Raw genomic sequence first — 12357 nt, 5'->3', positions numbered from 1 at the left:
TCAAATCAGCAGCAAAGCGAAAAATGTAAGAAACATGCACATATAAGTCGCTGGCGACACGCAAGCCAACTTCGCACAGCGAACATATTGTACGAATTAAATTTCAATGCTCGTCGTTATAAACAAACTTGGGCATTTCCCAATGGAAACGGATTGCCAACAAACGTAACAAGAAGCCGCCAAACAGCGTGATCAGAATCGCCTGTTCGCCCGGCACGTTCAGATACAGGCACAGCATGTAGCACCATGCGGCGGCGAACGAAACGCTCGCGTACAGTTCACGACGGAAGATCAGCGGGATGTCGTTGCAGAAAATGTCGCGAAGGATGCCGCCAAACACCCCGGTGATCACGCCACTGACAGACGCCACCAACATGCCGTGGCCCATTTCCAGGGCAGTCATGCAGCCGATCAGGGTAAACGCCACCAGACCTACGGCGTCGAGCACCAGGAACAGCGAGCGCAGATGCCGCATCCAGCGTGCGGTGAATACCGTGAACATCGCCGCGACGGAAGTCAGCACCAGATATTCCGGGTGTTTGACCCAGGTCAGCGGGTAATGCCCGAGCAGCACGTCACGCACCGAACCGCCGCCCAGTGCCGTGACGCAGGCAATCAGCACCACCCCGAACCAGTCCATGCCGCGCCGGCCTGCGGACAGGGCGCCAGTCATGGCTTCAGCGGTAATGGCGATCAGATAGAGCATCAGCAGCATGGTGGCGATCCTGGCAGGAAGGCGCGCAGTCTAGCCATTTCGGTACGGCACCAAAAGAGGGCGAGAAAACGCGCTACAAAAACCCGCCAAGCGAAATCAGAACTTGATGAAGTGCTTACGGTAGTGCTGCAGTTCGGCAATCGATTCGCGAATGTCATCCAGTGCCAGATGCGTGCTGCCCTTCTTGAAGCTGTCGCGTACGTCCGGTGCCCAGCGTGCGGCCAGCTCTTTAAGCGTCGACACATCGAGGTTGCGGTAGTGGAAGTAGCTTTCCAGCGCCTTCATATGGGTATAGAGGAAGCGGCGATCCTGGCAGATGCTGTTGCCACAGATCGGCGACTTGCCCTTCGGCACCCACTTTTCCAGAAACGCGATGGTTTCGGCTTCGGCTTCGGCCATTGTGATGCGGCTGTCGCGCACGCGTTGGGTCAGGCCGGAGTTGCCGTGGGTGCGAGTGTTCCACTCATCCATGCGCGCAAGCACTTCGTCGCTGTGATGAATGGCGATCACCGGGCCTTCGGCCAGGGTATTGAGATCACTGTCGGTGACAATGGTGGCCATTTCGATGATGACGTCGTTATCCGGATCAAGACCGGTCATTTCCAGGTCGATCCAGATCAAGTTCTGCGGGTTTTGCATATTTCGGCTCCTAGGCAATGCTGCGCAGTTTAGCCTAGGCCGGTGGCCGGGCGTGCTAAACTCGCGGCCGTTTTACCTAATCGCTGCATTCTTCAGACGGAACACCCATGGCCAAACGCCAACTCAATCGTCGTCAAAACTGGCGCATCGAAAAGATTCAAGGCGAGCGCGCCGCACGCGCCGCCAAACGCGAGTCCTCTGCTGTCGAAGCATTGGAGGGCGGCGACCTTGGCCCTGAGCAACACGGCCTGGTGATTGCCCACTTCGGTGTGCAGGTCGAGGTCGAGGCCAAGGACGGCGAACTCGCCGGCCAAGTGTTCCGTTGCCACTTGCGCGCCAACCTGCCAGCGCTGGTGACCGGCGACCAGGTGGTCTGGCGTGCCGGCAACCAGGGTATCGGTGTGATCGTCGCGCAATTGCCGCGCACCACCGAACTGTGCCGCCCGGACAGTCGTGGTCAGCTCAAGCCAGTGGCCGCTAACGTCGACATGATCGTCATCGTCTTCGCCCCGCTGCCAGAGCCGCACGCCAACCTGATCGACCGCTACCTCGTAGCCGCCGAACACGCCGGCATCCGTCCGCTGTTGCTGCTGAACAAATTCGATCTGATCGACGAGCAGAACGCCCCGGCACTCAACGCCCTGCTGGCCGTTTACCGCACGCTGGGCTATCCGGTGCTGGAGGTCTCGGCGCACCACGGCAATGGCATGGAACAGCTGCAACAGCAACTCGACGGACGCATCAGCGTGTTCGTTGGCCAGTCCGGTGTCGGCAAGTCGTCGCTGGTCAACAGCTTGTTGCCTGAGGTGGAAACCCGCGTCGGGCCGTTGTCCGAACTGTCCGGTCAGGGCACGCACACGACGACCACCGCACGGCTGTTCCACTTCCCGGGCGGCGGCGAACTGATCGACTCCCCGGGCATCCGCGAGTTCGGCCTCGGCCACGTCAGCCGCGCCGACGTCGAAGCCGGTTTCATCGAGTTCAACGACCTGCTGGGCACCTGCCGCTTCCGCGACTGCAAGCATGATCGCGAACCGGGTTGCGCACTGCTCAAGGCCCTTGAAGATGGCCGCGTGCAGCAGCAACGGATGAACAGCTACCGCTCGATCATCGCCAGTTTGCCGGAAAACGGTTACTGACCACCCGGCAAACCAAAGACGAAAAAAAGCCCCGATGATTCGGGGCTTTTCATATCCGCCAGGCCTTACTTCGGCTCAGGCTTCTTAAACGCATAAAGATGCTGCTGCACAATCCCGCCCGGCAATTCCTTGCCAAACACGCCATAACGCACCGGCCACTCTTTCGGCGGCAGCTTGAAGGTGCCGAACAGCATGTCCACTAACGGCGTGTGAATCGCGTAGTTCTTGTAGATGTAGTCCTTGTGCCGCGCGTGGTGCCAGTGGTGGTAACGCGGCAGGACGATCAGGTAATTCAGCCAGCCGCCATTGATTCGCACGTTGGCGTGAGCCAGCACGGCCTGGACGCCGACCAGAATCACATAGGCATTCAACGCTTGCGGCGCGAAGCCTAGCAGCATCAGCGGCACCAGTACGCCGGTGCGGGTCAGCAGGATTTCGATGAAGTGCACGCGCGAACCGGCGAGCCAGTCCATGTGCGTGCTGGAGTGATGCACGGCGTGAAGGCGCCAGAGAAAAGGCACCACGTGGTACAGCCGATGCAGCCAATACTGACCGAGATCCGCCACCAGCACCGCGAGCAGGAACTGCACCACCAACGGCAGGCTTTGCACGCTGGCCTGAAAGCCCGGCGACACTGCCCAACCGGCGATGTAACTCGACGAGGCGGTGATGAAGATCAGGATGAACTGCACCAGCATGTGGCTGACGAAAAAGTAGGTCAGGTCGGTGCGCCAGTGAGGCCGCAGGATGTTTTGCTCGGGGTCTTTGGAGTAGAGCTTTTCCAGCGGAATAAACACGATGGCCGACACCAGCAGCGCCAGGACAAACCAGTCCAACCCCAGCGAGTATGGGGTCTGCCCGATTTCGCTGACTTGCACATTGGTGCCACCGAGAAATACCGCCAGGCCTGAAGCGACCAGCCCGGTGATCCCCAGACGTTTGCGTTTGTTGAGCAGGATATTCAGGGTGCCGAGGCTGAACGACAGCACCAGCCCGAGCAACAGTGTGGTGCGGGCGAATTGCTCGTCGTAGACCTTGCGCAGTTCAGCGGTGGTCAGCCATTCAGGGAACAGGAAGCAGAACACCGCCAGCAGGCTCAACAGCCCCAGCGTGGCCGAGATATAGCCACTGACCCGCCCTTCACCAAACTTGAAGGGTGCGTTGCCGTGCCGCTGAAAATAGGCTTTGAGTCTTTCCATAACTGATCTTCCGTGATTGCGAAAACTGCGACTGGTCAATGCGACGCAGGCAGATACAAAAAAGCCACGGTAACCGTGGCTTTTTGTAGGTCACTGCTTCGGCGCGGGAGCCGGTGCAGTGGCCGGTGGCGCTGGCGGCGCACTTCCCGGCTGGGCCGGTTTGGGTGCCGCGTCGTCGAACAGGTTCAGGCGCTCGCGCAACTCGTGCGCAGGCACCGGTTGCTGATCTGCCGGCAGCGCATTCGGATCGACCGGTGTTGCCGGAGCAGCACCGCTCGGTCCTTGCTCAGCCGGTTTCGCCGGATCGGCGCCCTGCGCGCCTTCGATGGCGGCCTGGGCCTTCTTGGTCAGCACCACGATGTCGATGCGACGGTTGACCGGGTTGAACGGGTTTTCCCGGTCGAACAGTGCCGACGAGGCGTAACCCACAACCCGCGCCACTTGCGCATCCGGATAGCTACCGGCAATCAATGCACGGCGGGCGGCGTTGGCACGGTTGGCCGAAAGCTCCCAGTTGCCGTAATCGCCGCTGCCGATATAAGGCTTGGCATCGGTGTGACCGCTGATGCTGATCTTGTTCGGCACCGCTTTGATGGTGTCGGCCATGGCCAGCAGGATGTCTTCGAAGTACGGCTTCAAACGTGCAGAACCCGAGTCGAACATCGGCCGGTTCTCAGCGTCCATGATCTGGATGCGCAAGCCGTTCGGCGTAATCTCGAAGAGGATCTGGTCCTTGAACTTCTGCAGTTGCGGGTTCTCGTCGACCTTGTTCTGCAATTCTTGCAGGAGCAGTTCCAGGCGTTCCTTCTCGACCATCTCGGCCATGCCTTCGACTTGCTCGGCATCGACCGTGACTTTGTCCGGTTGCGGCTGGGATTTCACTTCAGGGTTAAGAGTGTTTTCCGGCGCCAGGGTAGGCGTACCGCCCAGATCGATGATGTACGGCGTGCCGCTTTCGGAGAAGCCGACCGGGTCTTTGAAATAGCCGGCGATGGCGATCTTCTGCTCAGGCGTTGCGGTGGACAGCAGCCACAACACCAGGAAGAACGCCATCATCGCCGTGGCGAAATCGGCAAAGGCGATTTTCCACGCCCCGCCGTGATGCCCGCCGGCTATGCGCTTGACGCGCTTGATGATAATCGGCTGATTATTTTCCATGACTTAGCGACCGCGAACGGCTTGTTCCAGCTCGGCAAAGCTTGGACGGTGAGCCGGGTACAGAACCTTGCGACCGAACTCCACCGCCAGCGATGGCGGCATGCCGGATGCCGAAGCCACGAGCGAGGCTTTGATGGCTTCGTAGACATTCAGCTCTTCCTTGGCATCGTGAGCCAACGAGTGCGCCAACGGGCCGAAGAAACCGTAGGCCGCGAGAATACCGAAGAAGGTACCCACCAGTGCCGCACCCACGTGCAGACCAATCGACTTCTGATCGCCTTCGCCCAAGGACGCCATGGTCACCACGATACCCAGTACCGCCGCGACGATACCGAAACCCGGCATGGCGTCGGCAATGCCGTTCACCGCGTGGGATGGGTGCTCAAGGTCTTCTTTAAGGCTGTAAAGCTCCATGTCGAACAGGCCTTCCAGCTCGTGCGGAGCCATGTTGCCGGAGGACATGATGCGCAGGTAATCGCAGATGAACGCGGTCATGCGTTCGTCTTTGAGCACTGCCGGGTACTTGGCGAAGATTGGGCTGGCAGCGGCGTCTTCGATGTCGCCTTCGATGGCCATCATGCCTTCGCGGCGGCTCTTGTTGAGGATCTCGTAGATCAGGCCCAACACTTCCAGGTAGAAAGTGTGGCTGAAACGCGAACTGAACATGCTCAGGGATTTCTTGAGCACGTGCATCGTCATGTAGCTGGGGTTGGCCTGGAGGAATGCACCCAGCGCCGCACCACCGATGATCAACACCTCGAAGGGCTGGACCAGGGCGGCAATCTTGCCGTGGGAGAGCACGTATCCGCCGAGCACGCTCGCGAATACGACGATGATGCCGATAATTTTAGCCATAGGTAGAAAGTACTTATTTAAGTCGGGTTCAAGGTCATATTCGGAAGTTAAAAAATCTCTTCTTCTACTTATCGGCAAAACTGCGCCAGACTATAGCCAGTTCAGGCGAAAAGCCAATTTAGCCCATGCCGGGCGCGTCTACAGTCAGTGAAGATCTCGTCCAGACATGGCTAATGAAACGAACGTCCCACACGCAAAACCGACCACCCTCGACGGCTGGGTCAAGCTGCTCGATAGCGTGCGCCTGCCCGTGCCGCAAGAGGCTCACGACAAGGTTTGCCGGGCGATCCGTGACAATCGCAGCTCGCTGCGAGACATCGCCGACCTGATGCAAGACAGCCCTGCGCTGGCCTTGAGCATCATCCGTGAGGCGAATCGTCACACCCACGGCACCATGGCCACACCGGCCGAAAATCTTGAAGTTGCGATCAACCGTCTGGGTCTGGCCCGCACCGAAGAACTGCTGGCGCGCCTGCCTGCTCAACCGCAGATGCAAATCCCCAAGGCCTTGCGCCAACTGCAAATGATCAGCCAGCACGCCACGCAACAGGCCAACGGTTTTTTTGCCAGTCGCCTGGCGCGACTGTGGCAGGACATTCATTGGGGCAGCCTGCTGTTTCTGTCGCCGCTGTGGCCGCTGGCACTGACCTATCCACAACTGCTTGAAGAGTGGGAACTGCGGGTTATCCACAAGGGCGAATCGGCGCGCGCCGTCGAGCAGCAATTGTTTGGCGTGCGCCTGCTTAAAATCGCCGAGGCGCTGGTGCAAGCCTGGCACCTGCCGATCTGGGTGCAGCAGGGCTATAAATTGCTGCTCAGCGAGCAACGCGAATTGGTCAAAGTGTTGCGCATTGCCCGTGACAGCGAACATCCGTTGCGTCAGCAAAATCGTCTCGATGACGACCCAACACTGCGGCGCTGGCTCAATCAACCCGCCAACACCGTACTGCTGGCCAACGGTCTGGCGCTGTCGGCGCAACAGGCATGGGACAGTCCGCACAGTGAGCGCTGGCAGTATCTGACCAGCCTTTATCTACAGATTTCGATGGACGAGGTGCAACAACAGTTGCACCAGCAAGCCGCCAACAGTGCGCGCCAGCATGCGATGCCTGACTTGTGGCACCCGGCGGTTTCGCTGCTGTGGCCGTGGGGCACCCTTCGCCTGCCGGCCGGGATGTTGCCTGCTGCCGCACCGAATGCCGAAGATCTGACTCAATGGCGCCGGCAGTGCGCCGAACTGCTGGCCGAGCCGAGCCGTTTCACCAATGCCATGAGCCTGACCGTCGCCGCCCGCGACGCGCTGGTCGCCAGTGGCATGCGCCGGGTGATGATCCTGATGGCCGATCGCACGCAATCCAATCTGCGCGTGCATCAAATTTTCGGCCTGCCCAAAGAAGCCTCTGCGCTGAACTTTGTTGTCAGCCAGAGCAAAGTTCTGCAACGGCTGCTCGCACAACAAGCTCAGGTGCGGATCAACCCGGAGAACAACACGCAATTCTCCGCGCTGCTGCCGCCGAGCCTGCGCACGCTGTTCCGTGGCGAGCATCTGTTCCTGCGATCACTGGTCAACAATGGCCGGGTGATCATGATCGTTGTGGCTGATCAGGGCGGCGGGCCATTCGCCGACATCACCGTGCAAGCCTTCGGTAAAACCGCGCAGTGCATCGAAAAAGCCCTGCACAGCTTTAGCAGCCGTGGCCGATGAGGCTGCGCTACAATCCCCCCCTTTGTGCTCTGGAGACCTCACATGTCTGACTTCTCTGGCTTGCCGCTCGTTATCGAACCGAGCGACCTGCGCCCTCGGCTCGAGTCCAGCGAACTGATTCTGGTGGACCTGACCAGCCCCGCCCGCTATGCCGAAGGTCATCTTCCCGGCGCGCGGTTTGTCGACCCCAAACGCACCCAGCTCGGCCAACCGCCGGCACCGGGACTGCTGCCGGCCAAAGCCGATCTGGAAGCGTTGTTCGGTGAACTCGGCCATCGCCAGGACGCGGTCTACGTGGTTTACGACGACGAGGGCGGCGGCTGGGCCGGGCGGTTCATCTGGTTGCTCGACGTGATCGGCCACGACAAGTATCACTACGTCGATGGCGGTCTTCCGGCGTGGCTGGCGGATGGCATGCCGATGTCGATCCAGGTGCCACGGGCTGTTGGTGGCCCGGTATCGCTGACCCTGCAAGATGAACCGACCGCTACGCGCGAATACCTGCAAAGCCGTCTCGGCGCCGCCGATCTGGCGATCTGGGATGCGCGCGGGCCGCTGGAGTATTCCGGCGAGAAAGTGCTGGCGGCCAAGGGCGGCCATATTCCCGGCGCGGTCAATTTCGAATGGACCGCGGGCATGGACAAGGCGCGCAACCTGCGCATCCGCACGGACATGCCACAGATCCTCGAAGACCTGGGGATCACCAAGGACAAAGAAATCATTACCCACTGCCAGACCCATCACCGGTCGGGCTTCACTTATCTGGTGGCCAAATCCCTCGGTTATCCGCGGGTCAAGGGCTACGCCGGTTCCTGGGGCGAATGGGGCAACCACCCTGACACGCCCGTCGAGATTTAAGGTTTTTAAGGACAACCCATGAAAGAGCGTCTGTTTATCCTCAGCCAGTACCTGCTGCCTCACCACCTGCTGTCGCGCCTGGCCGGCTGCATTGCCGAGTGCCGCGTGCGCTGGTTCAAGAATGCCTTCACCACCTGGTTCGCCAAGCGCTATCAAGTCGACATGTCGCAAGCGCTGGTTGAAGACGTGACCGCTTACGAGCACTTCAACGCCTTCTTCACCCGCGCCCTGAAAGATGGCGCGCGCCCGCTGGACGAAACCCCGGGCGCGATCCTCAGCCCGGCCGACGGCGCGGTCAGCCAACTCGGCCCGATCGAACACGGTCGCGTGTTCCAGGCCAAGGGTCACAGCTTCAGCGTGCTGGAACTGCTTGGCGGTGACGCAGCCAATGCTGCGCCGTTCATGGGCGGCGACTTTGCGACTATTTACCTGTCGCCGAAGGACTACCACCGCGTCCACATGCCACTGGCCGGCACCCTGCGTGAAATGGTCTACATCCCGGGCCGGATCTTCTCGGTCAACCAGACCACTGCCGAAAACGTCCCGGAACTGTTCGCCCGCAACGAGCGTGTGGCATGCATCTTCGACACCGAGCGTGGGCCGATGGCCGTTGTTCTCGTGGGCGCAATGATCGTCGCTTCGATCGAAACCGTGTGGGCCGGTCTGGTCACGCCGCCGAAGCGTGAGCTGAAAACCTTCCGCTACGACGAAGCCGCTCGCGCGCCGATCCATCTGGAAAAAGGCGCCGAACTGGGCCGCTTCAAGCTGGGTTCCACCGCGATCGTGCTGTTTGGCCCGGATCAAGTGAAGTGGGCTGAAGAACTGGTGGCGGGTTCGCCAGTGCAGATGGGCCAGGGTCTGGCACTGCCAAAAGCCTGATGTCCGTGCTGCGGGAGCCACTTCGGCTCCCGCAGATTGCAGCATTTGCTGCTATGGTTTTTGGCATGAGCCAGACCATCGCCCCTCCGCAGCTAAGCGCTCCCACTCCAACGCAAACGCGTCTGTCGTTCTGCGAAGCCACCCCGCGTGACCTCAAACGCTGGATCGCCGGCCTGCCCAAGGCGAACATCGGCGAAACCGCCCGCCAGTTGTACCAAGGCCTGGGCGAACTCAACCAGTTGCTCACCCCCAGCGACAATCGCCTGCAACTCTTGGAGCTGATGCGGCCAGAGGTGTATTTCGTCTGCCAGCATCTGGAGCGGCACTTTCTGCATCAGGCGATCATGCTCGACGAGCGTTCGCGCAAGGTCAGCAACCTGTGCCAGGCGCTGCAAAGTCATCTGGCCATCGGCTACAAACAGATCGTGTTGCGTATCGCACCCAAGTACAGCAAGGATCGCGCGGCGCTGGTCAGCCAGGCCCTGCAACGGACGGCACACGCACTCAAGGGCCAGTTGTTGCGCGCCACGCAGTTGTACAGTTCACCGCCGGAACACCTGTGGTTCGAACTGCATCAGCTGTATCGCATCGGCTGTGAATTGCAGCTGCAACAACGTCGGGTACGTGACGATCTCGCCAGCCTGACTACCGAGCTGAGCCTGGAACAGACGTACATCGCGACCCTGTTATTGGGCTGCGCCCGTTGCAATCAACTGCGGCAGAACCAGATCGCTCGACTCGCGGAAGTCCTGGAACCGTGGAGTACCTTGCTCAAACTGCATCCCGGCAGTCCGGACGATGGCTTGTTTGCGATCAGCGCCGAAATCGACGCCGGCCCGCGTTATCGCAACATGTTTCGCAGCGAGCAAAAAGCCGGATTGCTCGGTTTCGATCCACAGCCACTGGTCAATGCCATCGAAGCGCATCTGCAGCGTCAGGACACTTCGACGCCCCTGCCTGTCCCGGCGGGGCTCAGCTTCGACACTCTGCAACACTTGCACGCGACCTGGGGTCAGGCCGCCGAACGCAGCTTTCAGCGCACCGTTGGCCAAGGCAGCCTGACCGTGTGCGTGGGCATGAGCGCCCTGCACTTTTACCTCGGCGGCGAACGCAGTTTCAGCGAACTGCTCAAGCACCCCGGCGCCCGCGCGGCGAACTTCAGCAGCGTCGTCGCCAAGGGCGAAAAAGACAGTTGGAGCCAGGCATTCGACGCCGCGCCGCAGAGCAAGGCGGATGAGTTTCTGCCATACGAAGAAATCCAGTACGACCATCTGATCGAAGACGAAAGCAGCACCGACAACACACCGCACTACCCCACTTACGCGCTGCCGGTGATCAATCACAGTCCCGGCGGTTATTGCCTGGGCTGGCCTGCAGAGGTGCCCGCCGAATTACAGGCCGGGGAAATGCTCGGGATTCAGGACAGCGAAAGTCTGGGCTGGAGCATTGCGGTGATTCGTTGGATTCGTCGGGTGCGTGGCGGTGGCACACAGATGGGCATTGAGCTGGTGGCACCGCATGCGCAGCCGTGCGGCCTGCAACTGGTGCGCTCGCGGGACGATCACAGTCACTATCTGCGCGGATTGCTGTTGCCGCAGATCAGCGCTATCGACTTGCCGGCAACCTTGCTGGCGCCACGATTGCCTTTTCAGGAAGGCAGTAAAGTGCTGATCAATACCCATGGAGACGAGCACCGCGCCGGACTGGATCGGCGGGTGGCGAGTACGCATAGTTTCAATCAGTTTGCCTATCGCTCGCTGGAGGCCGCGCAGAATGGCGGGAGCGAGGAGGATTTTGATTCGTTGTGGAAGTCGCTTTAAAAGCAAAAAAGATCGCAGCCTTGGGCAGCTCCTACAGGAAAACGCACATTCCCGTGTAGGAGCTGCCGCAGGTTGCGATCTTTTGATCTTTAAATCACAACTGCCCGTCGCGATCGCGGAAACCCAGCAGATACAGCACGCCATCCAGACCCAAAGTCGAGATCGCCTGCTTCGCCGACTGCTTGACCAATGGCTTGGCGCGGAACGCCACACCCAAACCGGCAATCGCCAGCATCGGCAGGTCATTCGCACCGTCGCCGACCGCGATGGTCTGCTCCAGACGCAAACCTTCCTTGTGTGCCAACTCTTTCAACAGGTCAGCCTTGCGCTGCGCATCGACGATCGGCTCGATCGCCACGCCGGTGCACTTGCCGTCGACGACTTCCAGTTCGTTGGCGAACACGTAGTCAATGCCGAGTTTGGCCTGCAATTGCTTGGCGAAATAGGTGAAGCCGCCGGACAGGATCGCGGTCTTGTAGCCCAGACGCTTGAGTTCGGCGAACAGGGTTTCTGCACCCTCCGTCAGGCGCAGCGAAGCGCCGATCGAGTCCAGCACGCTGACGTCCAGGCCTTTAAGCAACGCCAGGCGCTCTTTGAAGCTGGCGCGAAAATCCAGTTCGCCGGCCATCGCCCGCTCGGTGATCGCCGACACTTGCTCGCCAACACCGGCAGCCTTCGCCAGTTCGTCGATGACTTCGGCTTCGATCAGCGTCGAGTCCATGTCAAACACCGCCAGACGACGGTTGCGGCGGAAAAGTGAATCTTCCTGGAAGGCGATGTCGACGTTCAGCTCCTGCGCCACGCTCAGGAATTCTGCACGCAGCGCCTGCGGATCAGCCGCTTCGCCACGCACGGAGAACTCGATACAGCCCTTGCCCTTGTCCGCCGGGGTGTCCAGCGGCATGCGACCCGACAGACGGTCGATATGGTCGATGTTCAGACCATATTTGGCAGTAATCGAACTGACAGCCTGCAATTGCCCGGCGGTCACTTTGCGAGTCAACAGGGTGACGATATGGCGCTTCTTGCCCTGATTGCCCACCCATTGCTGGTAATCCTCTTCGGAGACCGGGGTGAAGCGCACCTGTTGGTCGAGCTCGTAGCCCTTGAACAGGATGTCCTTGAGCACGGCTTTGCCTTGCTCGGAATCGGGAATTTCAACAAGGATGCCGAACGACAGGGTGTCGTGGATCACCGCTTGCCCGATGTCGAGAATGTTCACACCACCTTGTGCCAGAACGCCGGTAATGGCCGCTGTCAGACCCGGACGGTCGACTCCCGTGATGTTAATCAGGACGATTTCGCGCAACGCGCACCCCCGCAACTGGAAAAAAACCGCATTCTACCCACTTTCAGTGACCATCGGGCACCGCGAGCGCTTTGCCGGTCT

At 60.2% G+C, this 12357-nt stretch carries 11 protein-coding genes; 5 read left to right on the top strand and 6 right to left on the bottom strand.

The window, feature by feature from the left end; all coding sequences use genetic code 11:
• Positions 1 to 103: 103 nt before the first annotated feature.
• A complete protein-coding gene (locus ACIOVB_RS21765; protein WP_137217697.1) occupies positions 104 to 715 on the bottom strand; it encodes a trimeric intracellular cation channel family protein in 612 nt (203 codons plus the stop codon).
• Positions 716 to 811: 96 nt separating this feature from the next.
• The gene (orn, locus tag ACIOVB_RS21760; RefSeq protein WP_187677884.1) at positions 812 to 1354 is read right to left on the bottom strand and encodes an oligoribonuclease; all 543 of its coding nucleotides are present in this window, start codon (positions 1352 to 1354) and stop codon (positions 812 to 814) included.
• 107 nt (positions 1355 to 1461) lie between these two features.
• On the opposite strand from orn, the gene rsgA reads away from it, so the two are divergent.
• Positions 1462 to 2493: a small ribosomal subunit biogenesis GTPase RsgA gene (gene rsgA / locus ACIOVB_RS21755; RefSeq protein WP_187677885.1), complete on the top strand. Its 1032-nt coding sequence runs from the start codon at positions 1462 to 1464 to the stop codon at positions 2491 to 2493.
• Between the two features lie 65 nt (positions 2494 to 2558).
• On the opposite strand, the gene ACIOVB_RS21750 is transcribed toward rsgA, so the two are convergent.
• The 3 genes from ACIOVB_RS21750 to motA all read right to left on the bottom strand — a co-directional run bounded on the left by ACIOVB_RS21750 (position 2559) and on the right by motA (position 5705).
• Entirely contained in the window at positions 2559 to 3692 is a 1134-nt protein-coding gene (locus ACIOVB_RS21750) for a sterol desaturase family protein (RefSeq protein ID WP_187677893.1), read from the bottom strand.
• A 90-nt stretch (positions 3693 to 3782) separates the two neighbouring features.
• Positions 3783 to 4850 (bottom strand): flagellar motor protein MotB, encoded by a 1068-nt coding sequence (gene motB, locus ACIOVB_RS21745; RefSeq protein ID WP_401271254.1) that lies wholly within the window; start codon positions 4848 to 4850, stop codon positions 3783 to 3785.
• Positions 4851 to 4853: 3 nt separating this feature from the next.
• Positions 4854 to 5705: a flagellar motor stator protein MotA gene (motA, locus tag ACIOVB_RS21740; protein ID WP_187677895.1), complete on the bottom strand. Its 852-nt coding sequence runs from the start codon at positions 5703 to 5705 to the stop codon at positions 4854 to 4856.
• 166 nt (positions 5706 to 5871) lie between these two features.
• Between motA and ACIOVB_RS21735 the strand changes: the two genes are divergently transcribed.
• The 4 genes from ACIOVB_RS21735 (at position 5872) to ACIOVB_RS21720 (ending at position 10967) form a co-directional block, all read left to right on the top strand.
• Complete coding sequence (locus ACIOVB_RS21735) at positions 5872 to 7410, top strand: HDOD domain-containing protein (protein WP_187677896.1); 1539 nt, start codon at positions 5872 to 5874, stop codon at positions 7408 to 7410.
• Between the two features lie 42 nt (positions 7411 to 7452).
• The gene (gene rhdA / locus ACIOVB_RS21730) at positions 7453 to 8268 is read left to right on the top strand and encodes a thiosulfate sulfurtransferase (RefSeq protein WP_401271250.1); all 816 of its coding nucleotides are present in this window, start codon (positions 7453 to 7455) and stop codon (positions 8266 to 8268) included.
• An 18-nt stretch (positions 8269 to 8286) separates the two neighbouring features.
• Positions 8287 to 9147, top strand: a complete 861-nt coding sequence (gene asd / locus ACIOVB_RS21725; protein WP_401271247.1) for an archaetidylserine decarboxylase — start codon at positions 8287 to 8289, stop codon at positions 9145 to 9147.
• 65 nt (positions 9148 to 9212) lie between these two features.
• Positions 9213 to 10967 (top strand): molecular chaperone, encoded by a 1755-nt coding sequence (locus tag ACIOVB_RS21720; protein ID WP_401271244.1) that lies wholly within the window; start codon positions 9213 to 9215, stop codon positions 10965 to 10967.
• Between the two features lie 94 nt (positions 10968 to 11061).
• On the opposite strand, the gene serB is transcribed toward ACIOVB_RS21720, so the two are convergent.
• Positions 11062 to 12276, bottom strand: a complete 1215-nt coding sequence (serB, locus tag ACIOVB_RS21715) for a phosphoserine phosphatase SerB (protein ID WP_007967407.1) — start codon at positions 12274 to 12276, stop codon at positions 11062 to 11064.
• Positions 12277 to 12357: the final 81 nt, after the last annotated feature.

The sequence above is a fragment of the Pseudomonas sp. NPDC087639 genome, assembly GCF_044743385.1.
Classification (GTDB): Bacteria; Pseudomonadota; Gammaproteobacteria; order Pseudomonadales; family Pseudomonadaceae; genus Aquipseudomonas.
This window is presented reverse-complemented; position numbering and strand designations above follow the sequence as displayed.

What these genes read in the sequence shown, in the direction of transcription:
- asd (WP_401271247.1), top strand. Translation starts at nt 8,287, where the DNA reads ATGAAAGAGCGTCTGTTTATCCTCAGCCAGTACCTGCTGCCTCACCAC.
- motA (WP_187677895.1), bottom strand. Translation starts at nt 5,705, where the DNA reads ATGGCTAAAATTATCGGCATCATCGTCGTATTCGCGAGCGTGCTCGGC.
- ACIOVB_RS21735 (WP_187677896.1), top strand. Translation starts at nt 5,872, where the DNA reads ATGGCTAATGAAACGAACGTCCCACACGCAAAACCGACCACCCTCGAC.
- rhdA (WP_401271250.1), top strand. Translation starts at nt 7,453, where the DNA reads ATGTCTGACTTCTCTGGCTTGCCGCTCGTTATCGAACCGAGCGACCTG.
- motB (WP_401271254.1), bottom strand. Translation starts at nt 4,850, where the DNA reads ATGGAAAATAATCAGCCGATTATCATCAAGCGCGTCAAGCGCATAGCC.
- ACIOVB_RS21765 (WP_137217697.1), bottom strand. Translation starts at nt 715, where the DNA reads ATGCTGCTGATGCTCTATCTGATCGCCATTACCGCTGAAGCCATGACT.
- orn (WP_187677884.1), bottom strand. Translation starts at nt 1,354, where the DNA reads ATGCAAAACCCGCAGAACTTGATCTGGATCGACCTGGAAATGACCGGT.
- ACIOVB_RS21720 (WP_401271244.1), top strand. Translation starts at nt 9,213, where the DNA reads ATGAGCCAGACCATCGCCCCTCCGCAGCTAAGCGCTCCCACTCCAACG.
- ACIOVB_RS21750 (WP_187677893.1), bottom strand. Translation starts at nt 3,692, where the DNA reads ATGGAAAGACTCAAAGCCTATTTTCAGCGGCACGGCAACGCACCCTTC.
- rsgA (WP_187677885.1), top strand. Translation starts at nt 1,462, where the DNA reads ATGGCCAAACGCCAACTCAATCGTCGTCAAAACTGGCGCATCGAAAAG.